The organism is Mycobacterium lehmannii (genome assembly GCF_001499925.1).
Lineage (GTDB): Bacteria > Actinomycetota > Actinomycetes > Mycobacteriales > Mycobacteriaceae > Mycobacterium > Mycobacterium lehmannii.
On sequence record NZ_LQIR01000007.1, the window covers coordinates 78,506 to 101,968 of the forward strand.

A 23,463-nucleotide genomic window follows, 5' to 3' on the forward strand; every position below is an offset into this window, starting at 1 on the left:
AGCCCCGCACCCCGCAAAATGGTACCGGTCGGCTATTCGCTTACTGCTCTTAGTTTTTTCTTAATGTTAGGTGACGTGGTGGCGCCGTCCAAATCAGGTCTGGTCACAGGTCAGCCATGTTTTGGCTGCGGAGCGTTATCGATCTTTTCCTGTGCCCAGCGCTGCGTCCACTGGGTGGCCGACAGCCCGTCGAGACTCCAGAACTGCGTGGTGGCGTACATCGCGTGAATCGGTTGTCCCGCACCGCCGAGCAGGATGTCGATGGTCTTGGGCAGGTTCATGATGTTGAACGCCTCCGGCGGCGCCGAGCAGATCAGGTCACCGGGAGCGCAGATCTCGTTGACGCGATCGTTGAGTGCACCGAACCCGCCGGGCCGCGGGCCCGTCATGGCCAGGCCCATGCCGTCGAGCATGGGCACATCGCGCAGCGTGATCTCGGCGCCCTGACCCGGCGGATTGGGGCCGACGTCCACGCCGACACCGGTCTGCCTGCGGCCGTCGGCGATCAACGTCACACCCAGCACCAGATCCTCGTCGACGGGGCCGCGCCCGTTGCCGATATCGCTGGCGATGTCACCGGCGATGACGGCGCCCTGGGAGAACCCGACGATCACGTAACTGGTCAGCGGGCAGCGCTCGTTCATCTCCGTCATGGCCTTGACCGTCGCGTTGAAGCCCTCGGCGCGGCTGTCGTTGTAGGTCATCTGGCCGTCCTGCGAGAACGGATTGTGGAACTGCGCCGTGTACGGGACGGTGAACACCTCGAGCCGGTCGTTCGCGAACTGCCCACGGGTCGGGTTCGTCACGTTGAGCAGCAGTGCGATCGGGAACTGAGTCGGGTTGAACGGGTCCATTTTCGGTGAGGACTCCCACGTGCCCGGAACCGAGATCATCTGCACATCGGGGCAGCTCGCGTCCTGAAACTCCGGCCGCGGCTTCTTGGTCGGGCTGATCCCGGTCGGTGGCACGGCCGTCGGCGGGACGCCGGCCGGACCGTCGGGTTTTCGCAGGATCACGACGACGATGATGATGAGCAGCACCACCACGAGCGCCATCGCGCCGGCCGCGACGAGCGCGAGGATACGGTGGCGTTTCCGCCGGTTGGTAGTAGCCATGTGTCGGTTGGGCTCCTGCTAGCAGAGTCGTTCGGTTGCGATGCGAATGTAATCGGCGGTCGCCGCATCGACGTTGACGGTCGGGGCCCTACCGGAGATGTGATCCATCGCATCGCCGCGCACCAGCGGATAGATCGAATCCCAGACCTTCTGGTCGTCGTGCCTGGCGGCACGGGCCTGGCATACATACGACCCGACACGCAGCGCCAGCAGCTCGCTGGACGGCTTCACCCCGGCGGCGGTGAGTGCGTCGAGATAGCCACGCTGGCGATCGGTCAGCACGAGCGTGTTGGAGTGCCCGGTCGCCGACGGCGGGGCCATGGGCTCGGCGGGCTGCCCCGGCGCGGGCGCCGTCTCTGACGTCGGCAATCCCATGGCCGCCATGACGTCGGGGCCCGAACACCCGGTCAGCAACGCCGTCGCCGAAGCTATCAGCAGCGAGCCTGCCGCAGTCGTCCGTACCGAGCGTTGCACTCCTCCAAGGTACCGGCTGCCGACAGGCGGTCCCGGTTCGGAAACAGCGGGTCTTCGGCTAAGCGATCGTCGCCGCCAACTCGCCGCTCATGGCCGCGAGCTGACCGCTCCAGGAACCCCAGTCGTGGTTGCCGCTGGTCGGAAAGTCGAAGTGTCCGTTCTTGCCGCCGACGGAACGGTAGTGCTGGTAGAACTCGCGATTGGTGCCCGACGCGATGTCGCAGTAGCCGATCATCGCGGCAGGATCGGTGCATCCTCCGACCGGACCGCTCCACACCCACAGCCGGGTGTTGTTGTCGGCCAGCAACTGGACATGGACGTTGGGCGAATGCCACTTCCACCGGCCCAGCTGTGGCAGTCCCCACATGTTGCGGGTCTCGACGCCGCCGAACTGCGCGAGCCCGGCGGTGATGGCACCGTCGACGCCGGTGCGCTCGGGGGTGAGGAAGCCGGACAGGGAGCCGGCGAAGCGATAGCGGTCCGGATGGAAGGTGGCCATCGCCATCGCGCCGTAGCCGCCCTGTGCGGCCCCCACGATGCCGTGCCCAGACGGCGCCAGGCCCTTGTTGGCGGCCAGCCAGTTCGGCAGCTCGTCGGCGAGGAACGTCTCCCACTGGCGGCTGCCGTCGGCCTCCCAGTTCGTGTACATGCTCCACGCGCCGCCCGCGGGCGCGGCCACCGAGATGCCCTTACCCGCGAGAGTGTTCATCGCATTGCCCGCGGTGACCCAGTTGCTGACGTCGGGTGCGGCGTTGAACGCGTCGAGCAGCACGACAGCGTGCGGGCCACCGCCCTGGAAGGCGACGGGGATGTCGCGTCCCATCGCCGCCGAAGGCACCATCAGCATTTCGACTTGCGCCTCGGCCTTCGGCGCGACGGCCGTACCCGCGGTCCACAGACCGGCGGCCAGCGCCACGGTCAAGATCGCCCGGAAGATCCCCTGCATCGGCTCGCCCACCTCACCTCGGTCTGCTGTCCCCGCGCGAGGTAGTCAATCACACACCGGCGCGGGCGTGGTCGGAAAAGGCCGACGGCGGCGACCCCGAAGGATCGCCGCCGCCAACTATGAACCTATTGCCGCACCAGTCAGTTACCGGCGTCCGTCGTCGTGACCGAGGCCTCGGTCGCGATCGGGGTCGACGGCTGCGGCGTGGCGCCGAGCACGCGCTGGATGTCCGGCTTCATCTGCTGGAGCTGCTGACCCCAGTACGGCCAGTCGTGCGTGCCGCCCTGCGGGAAGTTGAACACGCCGTTCTTACCGCCCGCGGCCAGGTACTGCTCCTGGAACGTCTCGTTGGTGCGCAGCGTGAAGCTCTCCAGGAACTTCGCGTTGAAGTTGTCACCGGCGACGCGGCCGTTGATCTCGGCCGGCTTGCCGTTACCGCAGAACACCCAGATGCGGGTGCCGTTGGCGACCAGCTTGTCGATGTTGACCATCGGGTCGTTGCGCTTCCACGCGGGATCGCTCGACGGGCCCCACATGTCCTCGGACTCGTAGCCGCCGGCGTCACCCATCGAAAGCCCGACCAGCATCGGCCACCAGCCCTCGGACAGGTTCAGGAACCCGGACAGCGAGGCGGCGTACTGGAACTGCTGCGGGTAGTAGATCGCCAGCGTCATCGCGGCCGATCCGGCCATGGACAGCCCGACTGCGGCATTGCGGTTCGGGTTCACGCCCTTGTTGGCGGCGAGGTATGCGGGCAGCTCCTGGGTCAGGAACGTCTCCCACTTGTAGGTCTGGCAGCCTGCCTTGCCGCAGGCCGGCTTGTACCAGTCGCTGTAGAAGCTGGACTGGCCACCCACCGGCATGATCACCGCGAGGCCGGAGTCCAGATACCACTCGAAGGCCGCAGTTTCGATGTCCCAGCCGTTGAAGTCATCGCGGGCACGAAGACCGTCGAGCAGATACACGCCCGGCGCGTTCGGCCCGCCGTTCTGGAACTGAACCTTGATGTCACGGCCCATCCCTGCGGACGGAACCATGAGGTACTCGACCGGCAGACCCGGACGAGAGAAAGCCTCCGCGGTGGCCGAGCCTCCGATGGCGCTCACCAAGCCCGGCAGCACGGCGGCCGCCAGGGCGGCTCCCGCCAGCCGGCGGACCCAGGCACCCCGGATCTTGCCAACGAACTTCATGCGTCATCTATCCCATCTGTTGTATGCCGCACGCGGAAATGCCGCTCAGGCAAGCCGCGTAACCCGTGCAGTCAACCACACGTCGGCGTGATCTACCCATTCGAGAGATGTCCACCCTGGTCACGCCGCTCTACCGCGGAGTGTTGTGACCAGGTCGGGTTTCAGGGTTTGCAGCTGCGCACCCCAGTCCGGCCACGCGTGATTTCCCTGAGGAGGGAATTCGAACGTGGCGTTGTTTCCTCCGGCCGTCAGGTAGGCCGTCTGGAAGTCTTTGCTGCTCTTCAACGTCATCGATTCCAGGCTGCGGGCATCGAAGGTCTGGTTCGGGTCGGTGTCGGCTTCTCGCGGTGCGGATCCGCTTGGGGCACAGTGACTCCACAGGCGAGTGTTGTTGGCCGCCAACCTGGCCGCCCGGTGGACCGGGTCGTGACGCTTCCACGCCCCGTCCCACGGCGCGCCCCACATGTTGTCGACGCTGTAACCGCCGGCGTCGAGCATGGCCACCCGGATGGCCTGCTGCATCGACGGCGCCGACGGGTTCAGGGGACCCGAAAGCGACGCAGCATAAGCGAACTGATGTGGGTGGTGGGCCGACAGGATCAGCGCCGCGCTGCCCGACATCGACACGCCCACGACCGCATTGCCGGTGGTGGAGACGTCTTTGTTGGCGGCCAGCCACGCGGGCAGCTCGTCGGTCAGGAAGGTTTCCCATTTGTAGGTGTAGGGCTGGCTGTTGAAACTCGAGGGCGTGTACCAGTCGGCGTAGAAGCTGGCCTCCCCGCCCACCGGCATCACGGTGGCCACCCCGGACTCGAAAAACCACTCGAATGCGGCGGTTTCGATGTCCCAGCCGTTGTAGTCGTCGCGGGCCCGCATGCCGTCGAGGAGATACACCGCCTTCTGGTCGCCCAATTCCGTTCCGGCAGGCTGGAATTGGACGCGCACGATGCGGCCCATCGACGGGAAATAGACGTCGAGGTACTCGACGGGAAGTCCCTCGCGGGAGAACGCGCTGGCCGGCGCCGCCGCGCCGACCGCGGCGGCCCCGCTCGGCAGCGCCACGGCCGCGGCTGCCGCCGCCAGCACACGGCGAAGCCAGGTTCGCACAGGTCGATCCATCCGTTCGTATCTCGGGCGCCGCGAAAAGAGCAGTTCGCGTCTGTCTATCGGTCCGGAGGGGTCGCGGCGTTACGGACCCGTGGCGGGCATGCCCCTGTACGGCTCGGATACCGGTTCCGGCAGGGGCAAATCACAGCGTTGGAGCTCATAGAGGGGCACGCGGTCGATCCGGTACTGCGTGAACTGGTAGGCGTGCACGAGATTGGACAGGAACCGACGCGGGCTCATCGGGCCGCGCACCGAGTTCAGCATCGCGTCGGTCTCCGGACACTTCAGCGCCGCCTCGGCCTGTCTGACCCAGTCCTCGTCGATGTAACCCGGAATGAACGGCGGCTCTTTGAGGAACGGTCCCTCCGCGATCGCCCAGTCGGCGAACAGGTTCTTGTCGTGGCCGATTCGGCCGTCCTCGAGGCGTTCGGTGTGTGCGGCCAATGGATTGGCCAGCCCGATCTGGTCGATGACCCGAACGTCGAGTCCGACGTTCATGCCCAGCATGCCGAGGTTGGTGAAGAAGACCGTGTGTGGACCTCGGTAGTCGGCCGGCGCGTCCGGTGGCGGTGGCAGCGCGGGAACCACGTCCCACTGGTCATAGTTGCCCGACGGCAGCAGCAGTGCACCGTCGGGTGTGTTCTCCAACGCCTCGAGCACCGCGCGCATCCGCGGATAGTCCAGGTAGTCCGCGGCGGTCAGCGGGTGCGCATGGCCCGTGGCCTGGGAGTAGAACCGCCGCTCGTCGACGATGCCGGAGTACGTGACGCGGGTGGCGTCCCGGCCCATTCCCGGCGAATTGGCCGCCCACAGCGCCCACCCCGCGACCGCCACCCACAGCACGGTGGTGGCGCCCACGAACAGATAGCCCGCGCCGCGGGCCATCCGGGTCTCGTCGGGAAGGACGACGGGGATCACCGCGACCGGCGCCAGCATCACGAACAGCGGGGTCAGGAGCACCCTGCCGTGCATGAAGTCCCCGCCCTGACGGATCCAGTAGATCGCCTGCAGCAGACCGCTGACGAGAAAGAAGACCACCACCGCGGCGGGGCTCTGCACCATCCGCGCCAGGCGTCCGGAGCCCGGGGCCATCGCGGCGCGATTCGGCCGGGGACGCCCGCGGATCACCCACACGACCCCGGCGAGCCCGGCGAGCAGGATCGCCGGCGCCCACAGCAGGTACGGCTGGTTGAAGTTCGCCAGGTAGACGAAGCCCTGCGACCATTTCGCTCCGCCCGCGTCCTTGGCCACCGCGGTATTGGGAACCACCAGGCCGTAGTAGCCCATCCGGAAGATCTGATACGCCACCGGAAGCAGGCCGCCCGCGACGATGATCACCGCGCGGCGACGCCAGTCGCGCACCGCGATCAGCATCATCACGAGTGCCGACCCGCCGATCAGGGCGAGCTCGGGCCGAACCAGCACGCTCAGACCCGCAACGAAAGCCAGTGCGATGTCGAAGGTTCCGCCTGCCGGGGGTGACGCCGGGGTCCCGAGGGGTTGTCTGCGGATTGTCGGTGCGCCTCCGCGCAGGACAGGGGCAGAAGTCGCCCGGTGGCCGCGCGGTCGCTGGGCCCAGCACACCATCATCCACCACAGCAGGCCCAGATATGCCAGTACCAAACCGTTTTCGAGCCCGGAGGTGGCGAAGTCGCGCGCGGGCGGAAGCGCGATGTAGACGAGTACGCCCGCGGGCAGCATCAGCGCACGCCGGCCTTGCAGGCTCGGCGCATACAACCGGCCGGTGCCCAACATCACGAACGCCACACCCAACAGGCTGAGCACCAGCGCCAGCACGAGCACGACGTACTCCAGCCGCACGGAGCCACCCACCAGCGCGCCGAAGTAGACCAGGTAGGTCCACGCGGTCGAAGTATTGGCCTCGACCCGCTCACCGGCGTTGAACACCGGCCCGTTGCCCGCCAACAGGTTTCGCACGGTGCGCAGCACGATCAGGCCGTCGTCGGCTATCCAGCGCCGCTGCCATGCGCCCCAGCCGAACAGCACCACGACCAACACCACGTTGATCCACAGGCTGATCCGGACCGTGTTGTCGTAACGGAACGCGGGCCAGCGGGCGAGGTTGCGTTCGATCTCACCGACCCACCCGCCCGGCACCGGTCGGCGGAGGGTCTCAGCTGAGGAAGACGGCGGCACCGATGGTCCCGATCCACGCCAGCAGCAACAGCTGCAGTACCCGGTCTTTGAGCGCGATCTCCTCGGGCTCCCCGGCCAATCCGCCGTCGACGTCGACCGCGTACCGAAGGATTGCGATGGTGATCGGAATGATCGTGACCGCATACCACGACGCGGTGGTGCCATCACGTTCGAAGGCCCACAGGCCGTAGCAGAGCACCATCGCCGTGGCCGACAACGTCCACACGAAGCGCAGATACGACGCCGTATAGCTCTCCAGTGACTTGCGGATCTTGGCACCCGTGCGTTCGGCGAGCTGTAGTTCGGCATACCGCTTGCCGGCCACCATGAACAGCGAACCGAACGTCATCACGAGCAGGAACCATTGCGACAGCGGGATGCCCGCCGCGGCGCCGCCGGCGATGGCGCGGATCAGGTACGCCGACGACACGATGCAGATGTCGAGCACCGCTTGGTGTTTGAGGCCGAAGCAGTACGCCAACTGCATGCCGATGTAGACCGCGATGACCACCGTCAGGTTGGTCGAGGCGAGCACCGAGATGGCCAGTGCCGCGGCCGCCAACACCACAGCTGCGGTGTAGGCCAACCATTCCGGGACCACACCGGCAGCGATCGGCCGGAACCGCTTCGTGGGATGCTGACGATCGGCTTCCACGTCGCGGGCGTCGTTGACCAGATAGATCGACGAGGCGGCCAGCGAGAACGTCACGAACGCGATCAGGATGTTGATCGCGACGCTGCCGTAGTCGTATTGGACGTCGCCGCCGAGGGAGGCGATCGGCGCGGCCAGCACGAGCAGGTTCTTCACCCATTGGCGCGGTCGGATCGCCTTGATAAGACCCGTCGCGGCGTTGCGCGGCGGGCCCTTCTGCGGTGCCGGTTGTCCATTCATCGGCCGTACGCTCTCTGCGCTGCTGTCACTGGAGATGCTCATGCGTTCCCTTCGGCGCGGTCGGCCACCGTGCCGACGGCCTTCGCGACGACTGCCCCGACCGCGACGCCGGTGAGGACGTCGCTGGGGTAGTGCACGCCGAGTACCAACCGCGACAACGCCATCGGCGGCACCAGCAGCGCAGGCAGCGGCAACCCGGTGACCCGGGCCATCAACACCGACGCCGCCGTCGTCGACGTCGCGTGCGCGGACGGGAAGCTCAGCCGGCTCGGCGTGCCGACATTGACCGAGATCGCGGGATGGTGCGGCCGTTCGCGGCGGACCACCCGCTTGATCAGCACCGCGGCGGCGTGTGCGGCGAACGCACCGGCGCCCACGGCCAGCCAGTCACGCCGACGGTCGGCCTGAAACAGCGCCCCCAACAGGGCTATTGCCAACCAGCCGAGGCTGTGCTCGCCGAAATGGGACAACGCGCGCGCCGTCGAAAGGACCGCGGGGCGGTCACCGAGCGCGGACTGCACGGCGACCAGAGCGGCCTCCTCGCCGCGCTGGTCCCGCGGGCGAAGAGCGGCGTCCCCGACCACAGGGCTCAGCAGCGAGCTCTCATCCATGTGCAGACGACTCCAAGAGGACCGTCTCCCACTTCTGCTTGCTCGTCAGAGTCGGCAACGCCTCGCGGTAGACCTTGCGCATCCGGTTGAACTTGCGCGCGAGGCGCGCCTGGCGCTTGAGTGATTCGCGCAGCAGCTCGAACATCTTCTCGCGGTCGCGCTGGCGGTACACGACACCGCGGCCGTCGGCGGTCGTCACTGTGACGCCGTCCACCCGGCACAGCGAGAACCACCGGGCATCCTGGGTGGCGACGTTGATCTGGGGCCGCCGGTGGTGTTCGGGGTCATGCGGCCGCAGCTGGTGAATCACGCCGCGCGACAACCGCGTCGAGATGGCCACCGCGTTGGTGGGGATCCGCACCTTCTTGCGCCAGCGCTTGTCCGACGGCGTCGGCAGCTCGGCCGCGCTCGGCAGCACCACCGCGTCCGGGTACTGCTGACGCATCTTGCGCACCTCGGGCAGCGCCGACTCCAGGATCGAAAACAGGTGTTCGGGCCCGGCCAGGAAATCGTCCATCGCCTTGTTCTGGATCGCAACGGTCGAATACTCAAGGCACAGAAGGTGTTTGAGTGTCGCCTTCAGATGGCTGGCGACCAGCCCGCTGACATTGCCGTCCCAGTGCAGCGCGGCGACGACCAGCCGGTTGCGCAAGTGGAAGTAGGCCTGCCAGTCGATCGCGTCGTCCTTGTCGCTCCATGCCATGTGCCAGATCGCGGCGCCGGGAAGCGTGACGGTCGGATAGCCGTGCTCGCCGGCGCGCAGGCCGTAGTCGGCGTCGTCCCACTTGATGAACAGCGGTAGCGGCTGGCCGAGCTCCTCGGCGACCTGACGCGGGATCATGCACATCCACCAGCCGTTGTAGTCGACGTCGATGCGGCGGTGCAGCAACCTGCTACGCGCTGAATCCTCGTCCGCCAGAGCGTGCTTGGCGAAGTTGTGGTCGTACTCGGTGTTGACCGCGTTGGTCCACATGAAGTTCTCGGAGTCCACCATCTCCCCCATCACGTGCAGGTGCGAGGGCTCCTGGAGGTTGAGCATCTGGCCGCCGACCAGTGTCGGCGTCTTTGCGAACCGGTTCATCGCCAGCGCCCGCAGGATCGAGTCGGGCTCGACGCGGATGTCGTCGTCCATGAACAGGATCTGTTCGCAGTCGGTGTTCTTCAGCGCCTCGTACATCACCCGGCTGTAGCCGCCGGAGCCGCCGAGGTTCGGCTGGTTGTGAATGGTCAACCGGTTCCCGAGGGCGGCCGCGGCCTCATCGAAGTTCGGATGGTCCTTGGCCTTGTTGTTCCCCTGATCGGAGACGATGACGGCGCTGATCACCTCGTCCACCAACGGATCCGACGTCAGCGCCGCCAGCGCGTTGACGCAGTCCGCGGGACGGTTGAAGGTCGGGATGCCGACGGCGATGTTGGCTCGGCTCGGTGCAGGCACCGGCGCGTACCAGCCGGCGTGGTGCAGTGTCGAGGCCGCATCGGTGGCGATGTCGAACCAGATCCAGCCACCGTCCTCGAACGGGCCCAGCTCGACCTCGAACTCGACATGAGCGGGTTCACCCGCGCGCTCGCTGACGATCGGGGCGCCACCGACCGTGATCCGCGCGCCGGTGGCCTTCGACCGGTAGACGTCGACCCGCGCGCTGCCGGTCAACTCGACCCGCAACACCACCGACTGCAGGATCGACCAACGCCGCCAGTAGCTGGCCGGGAACGCGTTGAAGTAGGTCGCGAACGACACCTGCGATTCGGTGCCGATCTCGAGTTCGGTGCGCGACGGCGCGTGTGCGCGCTTGGCGTTGGTTTCCGCTTCCTCGATGTAGAGCTTGCGGACGTCATGGGGTTCGCCTGGACGCGGCAGAATCACGCGGGCCAGCAGGCTGACCGCCTTCGATTCTGCGGATTCCAGTGCGCCGGAGGGAATCTCGCTCATGCGCTACTGCTTTCTGGGCCTGGTTCGGTCAGTGGCGCACCGTCACGCAGGTGCGGTGCGAGTGTGTTGTCGTACATGCTCAACGCGCTGGCGATGGCCATGTGCATGTCCAAGTACTGGTAGGTCCCCAGCCTGCCCCCGAACAACACCTTGGCAGAAGCGGTTTCGGCCTTGGCTCGGGCCCGGTAAGCGGCCAGCAACGCGCGGTCGGCTTCGGTGTTGATCGGATAGTAGGGCTCGTCGTCGTTGTCGGCGAATCGGGAGAACTCGCGCATGATGACCGTCTTGTCGGTCGGATACGTGCGCTCGGGGTGGAAGTGCCGGAACTCGTGGATCCTGGTGTATGGCACATCGAGGTCGTTGTAGTTCATCACCGGTGTGCCCTGGAAGTCCCCGGTGTCGAGCACCTCCATCTCGAAGTCGAGGGTGCGCCACCCCAGCCGTCCGTCGACATAGTCGAAGTACCGGTCGAGCGGACCGGTGTATACGACCGGCGCATCGGGGTTCTCGGCGCGCAGTCGGTCGCGGACGTCGAACCAGTCGGTGTCCAACCGGACCTCGATGCGGCCGTCGGCGGCCATGTTCTCCAACCACTTGGTGTAGCCCTCGGCGGGCAGCCCCTCGTAGGTGTCGTTGAAGTAGCGGTTGTCGAACGTGTAGCGCACCGGAAGCCGGGTGATGTTGGCCGCGGGCAGGTCCTTGGGATCGGTCTGCCACTGTTTGGCCGTATAGCCCTTGACGAACGCCTCGTAGAGCGGGCGCCCGATCAGCGAGATGGCCTTCTCTTCGAGGTTCTGCGCGTCCTCGGTCTTGATCTCGGCGGCCTGCTCCCTGATCAGTTGTCGCGCCTCATCGGGGGTGAAGTACTTGCCGAAGAACTGCGACACCAGCCCCAGCCCCATCGGGAACTGATAGGCCTGACCGCCGTGCATCGCGTACACCCGGTGCTGGTATCCGGTGAACTCGGTGAACTGACGCACGTAGTCCCAGACCCGCTTGTTGGAGGTGTGGAACAGGTGCGCGCCGTACTTGTGCACCTCGATACCGGTCTGCGGCTCGGCCTCCGAGTAGGCGTTACCGCCGATGTGCGGGCGACGCTCGATGACGAGCACCCGCTTGTCCAGCTGGGTCGCCACGCGCTCGGCAATCGTCAGGCCGAAGAATCCGGAGCCGACGACAAAGAGGTCAAAACGGGCTCCGGAGAGCGGAGCGACCGGAGAAACAGGCGTGGTCATCGGCAGCAAGGGTATCCGACCGCGAGCGCACTGCCCGAATCCGACAGGAGCCGAATATTGCGATCGGCTCACGATTACATATCGTCACTTTCGCCTCAGAAGTCACACCAGTACCGTCGATCACGTCGGTCCCGACTACCGACAGCGCACGACCTGGGCTGTTCACCTGAATCGCCTAGCCGAACCATAAAGCGACCACTAATAGTCGTAGCCCATGTATTGAGGAGACTTCCGTGCCGAACCGACGTCGACGCAGGCTGTCGACAGCCACGAGCGCAGTCCTGGCCTTGGCAGTCGCGAGTCCCGCTGCAGTAGTCGCCGTGACCGAGCTGACGGAGGCCACCAAGCCGGCCCCCCAGCACCGTGAATTCGTCCAGGCGGCGACGATCACCGATCTTCCGAATGAGCTGATGTCCGCCTTGACGCAGGGCCTCTCGCAGTTCGGCATCAACCTTCCGCCGATGCCGACCGGCATTCTGACCGGAACGGGCTCGAGCTCGCCCACCACGCTGACGTCTCCGGGCCTGACCACGCCGGCGCTCACCACCCCCGAGCTGACGTCGCCCAGCCTGACTGCGCCCGGGCTCAGCACACCCGGCCTGACGGCTCCGAGCCTGACGGCCCCGAGCGCGACGGTTCCCGGTGTGACCGCGACCGCGCCCTCACTGACCGATCCGGCCCTGACCAACCCCGCGCTGACCAGCCCGGCGCTGACCAGTCCGACCGGTGACGCGGGCCTGACCACGCCGGGGCTGACCACGCCGGGACTGTCGACGCCGCCGGCGCTGACCGACCCTGCCCTGGGCGCCACGCCGATCTCGTCGGCCACCGGGCTGCCCGCTCCGAGCGAGGTGCCGATCGCGGCACCGATCGGGCTGGACCCGGCCGCGGGCACCTATCCGATCCTCGGCGACCCCTCGCTGGCGACGATGCCGGCGGCGACTGGCACCTCCGGTAGCGGCGGCATCATCGGCGAGCTGTCCAGCATGGCCGATCAACTCGGTGCGGGGCAGGCGATCGACCTGCTCAAGGGCATGGTGATGCCGGCGATCATGTCGGCGGCCAAGCCGCCCGGCGCGCCGGCGGTGCCCCCGGTCCCGGCCCCCGTGCCGGCACCAGCACCCGGCGCCTGAGACCTGTCACCAGACGGCACCGCAGAAGCCGCTTCGGCTCTGCGGTGCCGGTGCCGGTCTGGCGATCGATTAGTTCTGCTTCCAACCGTGTCGCACCACTAGCATCACCTGGCACATACGTAACATCAGTCCGTGCCGACTCGCCGTCCCACGCCGTCACTGCTGTTCACCGCGCTTGCGGCGACGGTCGTGACGTTGCCGATGGCCCTTTTCGGCTTGCCCGGCGACGGTGACGACGGCGCGATCGCCGAGGCGCCGCACCTGGCGCAGCGACCGCTGACGGGGCTGGGCGGCGGGGAGACGATCCGCGAGATCCACCAGGACACGCCGTTCTCGTTGGTGGCGCTGACCGCTCAGGACTTCACCGGCACCACCGCACGGGTGCGCGCCAAGAAGGCCGACGGCACCTGGGGACCCTGGTACGACGCCGAACCCCTGGAAGGTGTCGGCCCGGACACTCCGTCGGCGGGACCGGCAGGCACCGAACCCGTGTTCGTGGGCCGCACCACCACGGTGCAGATCGCAGTGACCCGTCCGCCCGATGCGCCCGAGATTCCGGAAGCGGCGCCCCAGTCCGCCCAGGAACTGGGCTACGTCCCGGCGAACACGCAACATTCCTTCGGCCAGAACCTCAACGCGGTGTTGATCAGCCCGCCGGAGGCACCGCCGGTGGACACGCTGCCTCCGCCGTCGGCGGTGAACGCACCCGGAGTGCCGCCCAACATCATCAACCGCGCGCAGTGGGGCGCCGACGAATCCATGCGGTGCGGCGACCCCCGGTTGGACGCCGGAGTTCGGGCGGGGGTGGTGCACCACACCGCAGGCAGCAACGAGTACGCCCCGCAGGACTCGGCAGGCATCATCCGATCGATCTACGAGTACCACACCCGCACACTGGGCTGGTGCGACATCGCCTACAACGCACTGGTCGACAAGTTCGGACAGGTCTTCGAGGGCCGCGCGGGCGGTGTCACCAGACCCGTCGAGGGGGCGCACACCGGAGGGTTCAACCACGACACCTGGGGTGTCGCGATGATGGGCAACTTCGAAGTGGTGCCGCCGACGCCGATTCAGCTGCGCACCACGGCCCGGCTGCTGGGATGGCGGCTCGGCCTCGACCACGTCGACCCCCGCGGCGCGGTGGTGCTGGCGTCAGGCGGCGGGTCGTTCTCGAAGTTCCCGACCGGGGCGACACCGCGGCTGCCCGCGATCTTCACCCACCGCGACGTCGGCGCCACGGAGTGCCCCGGCAACGCGGCGTACGCCCTGATGGACCACATCCGCGACATCGCCGCGCGCTTCAACCAACCGCCGGGACCCGACGACCTGGCCGAATCACTGCGCGGAGGCGCGATATTTGCGAAATGGGAAGCAATGGGCGGGATGAAGAGCCCGCTGGGCAGGCCGACGTCGCTGGAGGCGTCGGGCCAGGATGGCGCCCGCTACGTCACATTCGAACGCGGCGCGATCTACTGGTCACCGGTGAGCGGCGCCGAACCGGTCACCGGTGAGATCTACAAAGCTTGGGGCACACTGGGTTTCGAACGCGGTGCGCTCGGACTGCCCACCAGCGGCGAGATCCAGGAGCCGCTGTGGATCGTGCAGAACTTCCAGCACGGCACGCTGAACTTTGACCGCGAGAAGGGCACGGTGACACGCGTTTTCGACGGTATCCCCGTGGAACTGCCGAAGCCGGACTTCGACACCCCGCCCGTGCAACTCGAGCGATTCACCCCGCCGATCAGCACCTGAGGTCTACGCCCACCACCGCTCGAGCACACGCGCGACACCGTCGTCGTTGTTGGTCGAGGTGACCTCGTCGGCCGCGGCCAGCGCGGCCGGATGGGCGTGGCCCATGGCGACCCCCAGGCCGGCCCATTGCAGCATCGGCACGTCGTTGGGCATGTCACCGAATGTGACGATCTCATCGGCGGTGATGCCCAGCGGTTCGGCCACCTCGGCGACCCCGGTGGCCTTGCTGATGCCGACCGGCATGATCTCGATCAGGCCGTTGTTGGTCGAGTACGTGATATCGGCAACGTGCCCGACGTGATCGGCGAGCTCGGCCGCCATGTCCGAGCTGCGCGCGCCGGCCTTCCTGACGAGGAGTTTGATCGCGGGTGCGCTGAGCAGGTCCTCGAACGACACCTCGGTGTTGTCCGGATTGAGCCACGCATGTTCGTACCCGGGCGAGCTGACGAACTGCGGGGTCGCGGCGTCGTGAGCGCTTTTGCCCACCCGCTCGACGGCCAGGCCCGCCCCCGGGATCACTCGGGTCGCGATGTCGGCGAGCTCACCGAGCACGTCGGTGGTCAGCGTGCGCGCGGACACGATGCGGTCGGTGGCCGGGTCGTAGAGCACTGCACCGTTGGCGCACACCGCCATCGGGGCGAAACCCAACGCGTCGACGACCGGTTGCACCCACCGCGGCGGCCGTCCCGTGGCGATCAGGAACTCGGTGCCCGACTCCACCGCGGCGGTGACCGCCGCCCTGGTGCGCGTCGAGACCTTCTCGTCGTCGTCGAGCAGCGTCCCGTCGACGTCGGAGGCGATCAGCAAGGGCCGGTTCATCGCGCGGACCGCCGCGCGAATCCGCGTTCGCCGATGTCCGGGCTCACCGGTGACTCTTGGCTTCGCGCAGGGCACGCTTGCGGGCACGCTCGGCCAGTTCGGCCTCGTCGAGAGCCTTCGCCTCGTCCAGGGTGGGTGCGGAGCCGCCGAGTCGGCGCGGAACCCAGTACGCCCCTTCCGGGTGCGGATAGTCGCGCTGCGCCTCGTGCAACAGTTCGGTCATCGCCGAACGCAAATCCTGCAACGTCTGCTCCATCGTCTCGCCGGCTCGTAGGGGACTACCCACCTGCACCGTGATCGGAATCCTGTTGCGGCTCAGACGACGCGGATGGTCCTTGGTCCACAGCCGCTGCGCACCCCATACGATGAGCGGAACGATCGGCACATCGGCGTCGCGGGCCATCCGGGCCGCGCCGGTCTTGAAGTCCTTGAGCTCGAAGCTTCGGCTGATGGTCGCCTCCGGGTAGACGCCGACGAGCTCGCCGGCGCGCAGGCGTTCCACCGCGACGGCGTAGGCGCCCGCACCGGCGCGGCGATCCACCGGAATCGTGCCGGTGTGGCGGATCAGGAAGTTGACCACCTTCACGTCCTGCATCTCTTCTTTGATCATGAACCGCAGGCGCCGCTTGCGATAGTGCACCGCCAGCGCGGCGGGCAACCAGTCGACGTAGCTCGTGTGGTTGATCGCGATCACCGCACCGCCGCCGGCGGGGATGTTCTCCAAGCCCCGGTAGCTGATCTTGTAGCCATTGATCCTGACCGCCGCCTTGACCAGAACCTCGAGCGTGTAGAAGACCGGCTCCATGGCGGCTACCCGGTTGCTCCGCTGGGGTCGGGACGCTGGGCACGCCTGGCGGCCTTCTCTGCGGCCTCCTCCGCGTCCATCAGGTCGGCCTCGGCGAGCGTCGGCGCGCCCCCGCCCAACCGGTGCGGCACCCAGAACTCGCCGGCGGGGTGCGGGCCGTAGCTGTCTTGGACTTGCTCGAGCAGGTGCTGCATCCGGGAGTGCAGCAGAGCCGTCAGGTCCGCCGCGGGCAACGTCGGCTCGATCGGTTCGCCGACGGCCACGGTGATCGGCACCTTGGGGCGCCACATCTTCTTCGGGTGGCCCTTGGTCCAGATGCGCTGCGCACCCCACACGATGTGCGGAACGATCGGCACGCCCGCCGCGATCGCCATGCGCGCGGCGCCGGACTTGAACTGCTTGATCTCGAAGCTGCGGCTGATCGTGGCCTCGGGATAGACGCCGACGAACTCGCCCTCCTTGAGCCTTTGACAGGCCTGCTCGAACGAAAGGGCGCCGCTCTCGCGGTCCACCTCGATGTGGCGCAGACTGCGCATGACCGGGCCCGAGATCTTGTGGTCGAAGACCTCTTTCTTCGCCATGAACCGCACCTTGCGCCCCATGCCCTGCCGGTAGGCGGGCAGCCCCGCAAAGGTGAAGTCGAAGTAGCTCGTGTGGTTGATGGCGATGACCGCGCCGCCGGTTCTCGGCAGGTTCTCCACACCGGTGACGGTGAATTTGAGTCCCTGCACGCGCCAGATCAGCCGCGCCAGCTGAATGACGGTGCCGTATACGGGTTCCACATCAGGCAGCCTAGTCGCGCGACCACACGACCTTCGAGGTCGGCGGTGCCGAGTTCGTCGAGGCCCGCCGAGATGCCGGCGCCACCTGCCGGCTCTGCGGCGCGTGGGATGGGGACGAGCCTGCGGCGGGCTAGACTCGCGGCAGGCATCCACATTCGCAGGAAGGGTATTTGTGCAGGTCACCAGCATCGGCCACGCGGGTTTCCGCATCGACACAGCGGCCGGGAGCATCCTGTGTGACCCCTGGGTGAACCCTGCCTACTTCGCGTCGTGGTTCCCGTTCCCCGACAACAGCGACCTTGACTGGGATGCGCTCGGCGACTGCGACTACCTGTACGTCTCGCACCTGCACCGCGACCACTTCGACCCCAAGCTTCTGCGCGAGCACGTCAACAAGGACGCCGTCGTGCTGCTGCCGGACTATCCGGTTCCCGACCTGCGGCGCGAACTCGAGAAGCTCGGCTTTCACCGGTTCTTCGAGACCGTCGACTCGGTGCGCCACACCGTGTCCGGCCCCAAGGGCGACCTCGGCGTGATGATCATCGCGCTGCGAGCCCCCGCCGACGGCCCGATCGGCGACTCGGGACTCGTCGTCGACGACGGTCGAACCGTGGCGTTCAACATGAATGACGCACGCCCGGTCGACCTCGACGTCGTGCACGCCGACTTCGGCCACGTCGACGTGCACATGCTCCAGTACTCCGGCGCCATCTGGTACCCGATGGTCTACGACATGCCCGTGCGAGCCAAGGAGGCGTTCGGCATCCAGAAGCGCCAGCGCCAGATGGACCGCTGCCGCCAGTACATCGCGCAGGTCGGCGCCACCTGGGTCATCCCGTCGGCAGGCCCGCCGTGCTTCCTCGATCCGGAGCTGCGCGACCTCAACGACGACCACGACGACCCAGCCAACATCTTCCCCGACCAGATGGTTTTCCTGGAGCAGATGCGTACACACGGCCACGACGGCGGGCTGTTGCTGATTCCGGGCTCGACGGCCACTTTCACCGGCTCGCAACTGGATTCACTGAACCACCCGCTGTCCGACGACGAGGTGGAGTCGATCTTCACCACCGGCAAGGCCGACTACATCGCCGACTACGCCGAGCGGATGGCGCCGGTGCTGGCCGCGGAGAAGGCGAGCTGGGCCGACGCGGCGGGCGAGTCGCTACTGGAGCCGCTGCGCACCGCGTTCGAGCCGATCATGATCCAGAGTGATCAGATCTGCGACGGTATCGGCTACCCTGTCGAGCTGCGGCTCGGGTCCGAGACCGTGGTCGTCGACTTTCCGAAACGCGTTGTTCGCGAACCGATCTCTGCAGAGAAGTTCCGTTACGGCTTCGCGATCCCGCCGGAGTTGGTGCGCACCGTGCTGCGCGACAACGAACCCGACTGGGTCAACACCATCTTCCTGTCCACCCGATTTCGGGCCTGGCGAGTGGGCGGATACAACGAGTACCTGTACACGTTTTTCAAGTGCCTGACCGACGAGCGGATCGCGTACGCCGACGGCTGGTTCGCCGAGGCGCACGACGACTCCGCGTCGATCACGCTGGACGGCTGGGAGATTCAGCGGCGCTGCCCGCATCTGAAGGCCGACCTGTCGAAGTTCGGCGTGGTGGAGGGCTCCACGCTGACGTGCAATCTGCACGGATGGCAGTGGAATCTGCAGAACGGCCGCTGCCTGACCACCAAGGGCCACGAGTTGCGGAGCAAGCGAAAGTGAGTGTGCCGCAACAGCTCTACGACGACGGCATGATCCAGGTCGACCGGGAGGCGGTCACGCTGCGCCGGTACCACTTCCCCTCTGGCACGTCGAAAGTCATTCCGCTGCCGGCCATCCGCGGGTACACCGCCTCGCCGCTGGACTGGATGCACCGCTACCGGTTCTGGGGCAGCTCGGATCTGCGCCGCTGGCTGCCGCTGGACGTGCGTAGGCCGCTGAAGGCCACGCTGGTCACCCTCGACGTCGACGGCAACCGGTGGCGACCGGCGTTCACGCCCGAACACCCCGACCAGCTCATCGAGGTCCTCGACGAGCTGCTGCGGCCTTAGCGCCGGTTCCGGCGCAACCGGCGCGCGGCCAGCAGCCCGATCCCGGCGGTCGCCACCCATGGGCCACCGACGATCAGCGGGTCGAGCCACAGGTGATTGACGTCCGCACGTTTACCTTTCGCGCGCGCGGCCAGACCGTTGTGCGTCAACTCGGTCTTGACTCCGGTCTGGGTGATGGGGTTGTCCGGGCGAAGGCTGACCAGCGACTGCAGGTGGTGTTCTACCGCGTCGACGCGGTCGGCGAGGATCAGCAGCAGCCAGTGCGCGGCACGGCCCTCGCTGTACGTGCGATACGAGTAGCGCCGGATCGCACCCGAGAGCCCTCTCGGCGGAGTCGACGTACCGAAAACCGGTGTCAGGAACCTGTGTTCGATGGACCGCTCCCGCGGCCACGTCTCGGGTTGCCGGTCGGGAAAGTCCCAGTGGGCGCCGGTCTCGACCGCCTTGAGCTTGGGCACCGAAGGCCGGTCGGCCGGGTCGAGGTCGGCGCCCCACCCGGGGATGCGGGCGCGCAGGTCTTCGGATGTCGGTACGGGCGGATGGTCGGCGGTGTAGGTCATGATGATTCCCCTCAGGCGGCGTTGGCCACGATGACCGGTTTGATGCAGTCGTCGAGCTTGGCGGAGAAGATGTGATACCCCTCGGCGATGTGCTCGAGCGGAATACGGTGAGTGACAATGTCATTGGGCTTGAGATAGCCGTTCTGGATATGCGAGAACAGCCTGGGCCACTGGCGTTTGACGGGGCACTGGTTCATCCGCAGCGTCAGCCCCTTGTTCAACGCGTCGCCGAACTTGACCGCGGAGAAGATCGGTCCGTAGGCGCCCATCACCGAGATGGTGCCGCCTTTGCGCACCGCGTCGATCGCCCAGTTCAGCGCCACGGGCGAACCGCCCTGCATTTTGAGCTTGGCGCCGGTGACGTGCTGCAGCAGGTTGCCGTCCGCCTCGGCGCCCACGGCATCGATCGCCACGTCGGCGCCGAGATAACCGGTGGTCTTCTTCATCTCCACGACGATGTCGTCGCATTCGGCGAAGTTGAGGGTCTCGGCATGCGCGAACGTGCGGGCCTTCTCCAACCGGTACTCGAGGTGGTCGATGACGATCACCCGGCCAGCGCCCATCAGCCATGCCGATTTCGCGGCATACAGACCGACCGGGCCCGCGCCGAAGACCGCGACGACGTCACCCTCGACGATGTCGCCGAGTTGCGCGCCGAAGTAGCCGGTAGCCAGGGCGTCGGTGCACATCAGCGCGTCCTCGTCGGCCATCCAGTCGGGGATGAGCGCCGGGCCCACGTCGGCGAACGGCACCCGGACGAACTCCGCCTGCCCGCCGTCATATCCACCGCACGTATGCGAGTAGCCGTAGATCCCACCGACGGCGGTCGCGTTCGGGTTGACGTTGTGGCAGTTGGAGTACAGCCCGCGGGTGCAGAAGTAGCACGAACCGCAGAAGATGTTGAACGGCACCATGACCCGGTCGCCGACCTTGAGGTTGCGAACCGAGGGCCCGACCTGCTCGACCACACCGATGAACTCGTGGCCGAAGGTCATGCCGACCCGGGTGTCGGGCATCATGCCGTGGTAGAGGTGCAGGTCCGAACCGCAGATCGCCGCGAGGGTCACCCGCACGATCGCGTCGTTCGGATGCTCGATCGGCGGAATGTCTTTTTCTTCGACCCGTATCTTGTACGGGCCGCGGTAAACCATCGCCTTCACGGCGCCTCCTAGAGTCGGGATGCGAACGCGTCTACCCGTGTCCGGGCGCGCGAAACCACCTCTCCGCCCAGCGAGGCGCTTGCCCTACTTGGCCGGCGTCAGGACGTCGGTTCCGACATACGGCCTCAGCGCTTGTGGCACCCGGACGCTGCCGTCGGGCTGCTGATGGTTCTCCAGGATCGCCACCAGCCACCGCGTCGTCGCGAAGGTCCCGTTGAGCGTTGCCGCGGTCTGCGGACGCCCGTTCTCGTCGCGGTAGCGCACCGCCAGCCGGCGGGCCTGAAACGTGGTGCAGTTCGACGTCGAGGTCAGCTCCCGGTAGGTCTGCTGCGTGGGAACCCAAGCCTCACAGTCGAATTTGCGCGCCGCAGAGGAACCGAGATCACCGGCGGCGATGTCGACCACGCGGTACGGCACCTCGATATCGGCCAACATCTGGCGCTGCCAACCCAGCAGGCGTTCGTGCTCGGCCTCGGCGTCTGAGGGCTTGCAGTAGATGAAGCCCTCCACCTTGTCGAACTGGTGCACGCGGATGATGCCGCGGGTGTCCTTGCCGTGGCTGCCCGCTTCGCGCCGGAAGCATGACGACCAACCCGCATAGCGCAGCGGTCCGTCGGACAGGTCGAGGATCTCGTCGGCGTGGTATCCGGCCAGCGGCACCTCGGAGGTGCCGACCAGATAGAGGTCGTCGGACTCGATCCGGTAGACCTCCTCGCTGTGCGCACCGAGGAAACCGGTGCCCCCCATGATCTCCGGGCGCACGAGCACCGGCGGGATCATCAGCGTGAACCCGTTCGCGGTGGCGAGTTTGACGGCCAATTGGAGCAGACCCAGCTGCAGCAGCGCGCCGGCCCCGGTGAGGAAGTAGAAGCGTGAACCGGACACCTTCGCACCGCGTTCGAGGTCGATGAGACCCAACGACTCACCGAGTTCGACGTGATCTTTGGGGTCGTCGATGCGCGGTGGCTCACCGACCGTGTCGAGTACGACGAAGTCGTCCTCGCCGCCCGCGGGCACCCCGTCGATGATCACGTTCGAGAGCGCCATGTGCGCCTCGGTGAACGTCCGCGCGGCGTCGGCCTGAGCCGTCTCGGCGGCCTTGACCTTCTCGGCGAGCGCCTTGGCCTGCTCCAGGAGCGCGGGCCGCTCCTCGGGCGAGGCTTTGCCCACCTTTTTGCTTGCGGCCTTCTGCTCGGCGCGCAGATTGTCGGCCGCCGACACCGCGGCCCGGCGCGCGGCGTCGGACTCGAGCAACGCGTCGACGAGGCTCGGGTCTTCGCCGCGGGCGCGTTGCGAGGCACGGACCACATCCGGGTTTTCGCGCAGCAACTTGAGGTCGATCACGGGCGCAACCCTACTGGTCGAGCACCCAGGCCAGCACAACCGCATAACTTTACAACTGCATCACTTGTCACAGCGCCTGACACGCCTGTCACAATGGAGCAGATGTTGGAGGCACCCGGTCGCCCGTTCGGCGAGCATGAACCCGCCGATCTGCAGCAAGGCGACGCACAGGCGCAGGAGCGGGTGGCGTGGTGGACCAGTTTGCACGCCACGCCGACGCGCCGAGCGCTCGTGTTGACGGCGCTGGGCGGGTTGCTGATCGCGGGCCTCATCACCGCGCTACCGCAGAATGACAGCGCCAGCGGGCTGACCGCGAGCACGATCTCCCTCGGTCCCCGGGGCAATGCGACGTTCGAACACGCCAAGGCGGGCGACTGCCTCAACTGGCCCGACCGGACACCCGACGCCGCCGAGATCGTCGACTGCAGCCAGGAGCACCGGTTCGAGGTCGCCGAGTCGGTGGACATGCGGACCTTCCCGGGCAGTGAATACGGTCCGGACGCCGCGCCGCCGTCGAGCGCGCGTATCCAGCAGATCAGCCAGGAGCAGTGCTCGACGGCCGTGAAGAACTACCTGGGCCCGCGCTTCGACCCGAACAGCCGCTTCACCGTGAGCATGCTGTGGTCCGGCGACAAGGCCTGGCGCCAGTCCGGCGAGCGCCGCATGCTATGCGGACTGCAGCTGCCCGGCCCGAACAACCAGCAGCTGCCGTTCTCCGGCAAGGTCGCCGAGGTCGACCAGTCCAAGGTGTGGCCTGCGGGCACCTGCCTGGGCATCGATCCCACCACCAACCAGCCCACCGACATCCCGGTCGACTGCGCGGCGCCGCACGCGATGGAGGTCACCGGCGCGGTGAACCTCGCCGAGAGGTTCCCCGGCGGGCTGCCGCCCGAGCCCGAGCAGGACGGCTTCATCAAGGATGCGTGCACCCGGATGACGGATGCCTATCTGGCGCCTATCGAGTTACGCAGCACCACGCTGACGCTGATCTACAGCACCATTTCGCTGCCGAGCTGGGCGGCGGGAAGTCGTCAGGTGTCCTGCAGTATCGGCGCCACGCTGGGCAACGGCGGCTGGTCGACGCTTCTCAACAGCGCCAAGGGCCCGCTGCTGATCAACGGTCAGCCGCCGGTACCGCCCCCGGACATCCCCGAAGAGCGGCTGAACTTCCCGCCGATCCCGATCACCGACAACGAGCCGGTCAACACCTCTCAGTCCACCAGCGGGCAGTCCTCGGGCAGCAGCGGCTCCAGCAGCGGCAGCAGCAGTGGCAGCTCCAGCGACGACAGCGACCAACAGCAGTCGACCCATGGCCAGCAATCGCCGGACGTTCACCAGGGCGGTGCCCCGACCAACCCCGAGCCCGACCCAGGCAACACCTTCCTGGGCGGCGCGTAAT

21 protein-coding genes are annotated in these 23,463 nt (G+C 67.2%); 5 read left to right on the forward strand and 16 right to left on the reverse strand.

Translation table 11 applies throughout. The features are described from left to right. Nucleotides 1-110 precede the first annotated feature (110 nt). The 10 genes from culp6 to glf form a co-directional block, all read right to left on the reverse strand. Nucleotides 111-1,115 carry a carboxylesterase Culp6 gene (gene culp6, locus AU192_RS06055; RefSeq protein ID WP_064394877.1) on the reverse strand — a complete coding sequence of 335 codons (1,005 nt, stop codon included), beginning with the start codon at nt 1,113-1,115 and terminating at the stop codon, nt 111-113. Nucleotides 1,116-1,133: 18 nt separating this feature from the next. Continuing rightward, nucleotides 1,134-1,589 carry a DUF732 domain-containing protein gene (locus AU192_RS06060; RefSeq protein ID WP_064394878.1) on the reverse strand — a complete coding sequence of 152 codons (456 nt, stop codon included), beginning with the start codon at nt 1,587-1,589 and terminating at the stop codon, nt 1,134-1,136. A 58-nt stretch (nt 1,590-1,647) separates the two neighbouring features. Further along, nucleotides 1,648-2,535: an alpha/beta hydrolase-fold protein gene (locus AU192_RS06065; protein WP_064394908.1), complete on the reverse strand. Its 888-nt coding sequence runs from the start codon at nt 2,533-2,535 to the stop codon at nt 1,648-1,650. A 140-nt stretch (nt 2,536-2,675) separates the two neighbouring features. Next, on the reverse strand, nt 2,676-3,725 hold the full coding sequence (locus tag AU192_RS06070; protein ID WP_064394879.1) for an esterase family protein: 1,050 nt from the start codon (nt 3,723-3,725) through the stop codon (nt 2,676-2,678). 120 nt (nt 3,726-3,845) lie between these two features. Continuing rightward, a complete protein-coding gene (locus tag AU192_RS06075; RefSeq protein WP_064394880.1) occupies nt 3,846-4,844 on the reverse strand; it encodes an alpha/beta hydrolase in 999 nt (332 codons plus the stop codon). Nucleotides 4,845-4,913: 69 nt separating this feature from the next. Beyond that, entirely contained in the window at nt 4,914-6,989 is a 2,076-nt protein-coding gene (gene aftB / locus AU192_RS06080; protein WP_064394881.1) for a terminal beta-(1->2)-arabinofuranosyltransferase, read from the reverse strand. Further along, nucleotides 6,967-7,881, reverse strand: a complete 915-nt coding sequence (locus AU192_RS06085) for a decaprenyl-phosphate phosphoribosyltransferase (RefSeq protein WP_064394909.1) — start codon at nt 7,879-7,881, stop codon at nt 6,967-6,969. Before AU192_RS06085 ends, aftB begins: the two co-directional genes overlap by 23 nt. Before the next feature lie 38 nt (nt 7,882-7,919). Next, nucleotides 7,920-8,492, reverse strand: coding sequence for a phosphatase PAP2 family protein (locus AU192_RS06090; protein ID WP_082694918.1), 573 nt, complete (start codon nt 8,490-8,492; stop codon nt 7,920-7,922). Then, nucleotides 8,485-10,422: a glycosyltransferase gene (locus AU192_RS06095; protein ID WP_064394882.1), complete on the reverse strand. Its 1,938-nt coding sequence runs from the start codon at nt 10,420-10,422 to the stop codon at nt 8,485-8,487. Before AU192_RS06095 ends, AU192_RS06090 begins: the two co-directional genes overlap by 8 nt. Further along, nucleotides 10,419-11,657, reverse strand: a complete 1,239-nt coding sequence (glf, locus tag AU192_RS06100) for a UDP-galactopyranose mutase (RefSeq protein ID WP_064394883.1) — start codon at nt 11,655-11,657, stop codon at nt 10,419-10,421. The genes AU192_RS06095 and glf overlap by 4 nt, the downstream gene beginning before the upstream one ends. A 233-nt stretch (nt 11,658-11,890) precedes the next feature. On the opposite strand from glf, the gene AU192_RS06105 reads away from it, so the two are divergent. Beyond that, nucleotides 11,891-12,790: a hypothetical protein gene (locus tag AU192_RS06105; protein ID WP_064394884.1), complete on the forward strand. Its 900-nt coding sequence runs from the start codon at nt 11,891-11,893 to the stop codon at nt 12,788-12,790. 132 nt (nt 12,791-12,922) lie between these two features. Beyond that, complete coding sequence (locus AU192_RS06110; RefSeq protein WP_064394885.1) at nt 12,923-14,542, forward strand: N-acetylmuramoyl-L-alanine amidase; 1,620 nt, start codon at nt 12,923-12,925, stop codon at nt 14,540-14,542. A 3-nt stretch (nt 14,543-14,545) separates the two neighbouring features. On the opposite strand, the gene AU192_RS06115 is transcribed toward AU192_RS06110, so the two are convergent. Genes AU192_RS06115 through AU192_RS06125 form a run of 3 tightly spaced genes read right to left on the reverse strand, consistent with a single transcriptional unit; the run spans nt 14,546 to nt 16,948 of the window. After that, nucleotides 14,546-15,361 (reverse strand): Cof-type HAD-IIB family hydrolase, encoded by an 816-nt coding sequence (locus AU192_RS06115; RefSeq protein WP_064394886.1) that lies wholly within the window; start codon nt 15,359-15,361, stop codon nt 14,546-14,548. Between the two features lie 43 nt (nt 15,362-15,404). Beyond that, the gene (locus AU192_RS06120; protein ID WP_064394887.1) at nt 15,405-16,166 is read right to left on the reverse strand and encodes a lysophospholipid acyltransferase family protein; all 762 of its coding nucleotides are present in this window, start codon (nt 16,164-16,166) and stop codon (nt 15,405-15,407) included. 5 nt (nt 16,167-16,171) lie between these two features. Then, on the reverse strand, nt 16,172-16,948 hold the full coding sequence (locus AU192_RS06125; protein WP_064394888.1) for a lysophospholipid acyltransferase family protein: 777 nt from the start codon (nt 16,946-16,948) through the stop codon (nt 16,172-16,174). Nucleotides 16,949-17,120: 172 nt separating this feature from the next. On the opposite strand from AU192_RS06125, the gene AU192_RS06130 reads away from it, so the two are divergent. Both AU192_RS06130 and AU192_RS06135 read left to right on the forward strand, forming a co-directional pair. Next, nucleotides 17,121-18,671, forward strand: a complete 1,551-nt coding sequence (locus tag AU192_RS06130; protein ID WP_064394889.1) for an MBL fold metallo-hydrolase — start codon at nt 17,121-17,123, stop codon at nt 18,669-18,671. Further along, on the forward strand, nt 18,668-19,000 hold the full coding sequence (locus tag AU192_RS06135; protein ID WP_064394890.1) for a hypothetical protein: 333 nt from the start codon (nt 18,668-18,670) through the stop codon (nt 18,998-19,000). The genes AU192_RS06130 and AU192_RS06135 overlap by 4 nt, the downstream gene beginning before the upstream one ends. On the opposite strand, the gene AU192_RS06140 is transcribed toward AU192_RS06135, so the two are convergent. From AU192_RS06140 to serS, 3 genes are all read right to left on the reverse strand, one after another. Beyond that, nucleotides 18,997-19,560, reverse strand: coding sequence for a hypothetical protein (locus tag AU192_RS06140; protein WP_064394891.1), 564 nt, complete (start codon nt 19,558-19,560; stop codon nt 18,997-18,999). The genes AU192_RS06135 and AU192_RS06140 overlap by 4 nt on opposite strands. Before the next feature lie 11 nt (nt 19,561-19,571). Further along, nucleotides 19,572-20,720: a zinc-dependent alcohol dehydrogenase gene (locus AU192_RS06145; RefSeq protein WP_064394892.1), complete on the reverse strand. Its 1,149-nt coding sequence runs from the start codon at nt 20,718-20,720 to the stop codon at nt 19,572-19,574. Between the two features lie 84 nt (nt 20,721-20,804). Continuing rightward, nucleotides 20,805-22,064 (reverse strand): serine--tRNA ligase, encoded by a 1,260-nt coding sequence (gene serS / locus AU192_RS06150; protein ID WP_064394893.1) that lies wholly within the window; start codon nt 22,062-22,064, stop codon nt 20,805-20,807. A 93-nt stretch (nt 22,065-22,157) separates the two neighbouring features. Here serS and AU192_RS06155 point away from each other — a divergent pair, with 93 nt between their 5' ends. Then, nucleotides 22,158-23,462: a septum formation family protein gene (locus tag AU192_RS06155; protein WP_082694919.1), complete on the forward strand. Its 1,305-nt coding sequence runs from the start codon at nt 22,158-22,160 to the stop codon at nt 23,460-23,462. Nucleotide 23,463: the final 1 nt, after the last annotated feature.

Excerpts from the sequence above, each read along its gene's own strand:
- AU192_RS06065 (WP_064394908.1), bottom strand. The coding sequence starts at position 2,535 with ATGCAGGGGATCTTCCGGGCGATCTTGACCGTGGCGCTGGCCGCCGGT.
- AU192_RS06090 (WP_082694918.1), bottom strand. The coding sequence starts at position 8,492 with ATGGATGAGAGCTCGCTGCTGAGCCCTGTGGTCGGGGACGCCGCTCTT.
- AU192_RS06120 (WP_064394887.1), bottom strand. The coding sequence starts at position 16,166 with ATGGAGCCGGTCTTCTACACGCTCGAGGTTCTGGTCAAGGCGGCGGTC.
- glf (WP_064394883.1), bottom strand. The coding sequence starts at position 11,657 with ATGACCACGCCTGTTTCTCCGGTCGCTCCGCTCTCCGGAGCCCGTTTT.
- AU192_RS06070 (WP_064394879.1), bottom strand. The coding sequence starts at position 3,725 with ATGAAGTTCGTTGGCAAGATCCGGGGTGCCTGGGTCCGCCGGCTGGCG.
- culp6 (WP_064394877.1), bottom strand. The coding sequence starts at position 1,115 with ATGGCTACTACCAACCGGCGGAAACGCCACCGTATCCTCGCGCTCGTC.
- AU192_RS06095 (WP_064394882.1), bottom strand. The coding sequence starts at position 10,422 with ATGAGCGAGATTCCCTCCGGCGCACTGGAATCCGCAGAATCGAAGGCG.
- AU192_RS06155 (WP_082694919.1), top strand. The coding sequence starts at position 22,158 with ATGGAGCAGATGTTGGAGGCACCCGGTCGCCCGTTCGGCGAGCATGAA.
- AU192_RS06140 (WP_064394891.1), bottom strand. The coding sequence starts at position 19,560 with ATGACCTACACCGCCGACCATCCGCCCGTACCGACATCCGAAGACCTG.
- AU192_RS06115 (WP_064394886.1), bottom strand. The coding sequence starts at position 15,361 with ATGAACCGGCCCTTGCTGATCGCCTCCGACGTCGACGGGACGCTGCTC.
- AU192_RS06085 (WP_064394909.1), bottom strand. The coding sequence starts at position 7,881 with ATGAATGGACAACCGGCACCGCAGAAGGGCCCGCCGCGCAACGCCGCG.
- AU192_RS06075 (WP_064394880.1), bottom strand. The coding sequence starts at position 4,844 with ATGGATCGACCTGTGCGAACCTGGCTTCGCCGTGTGCTGGCGGCGGCA.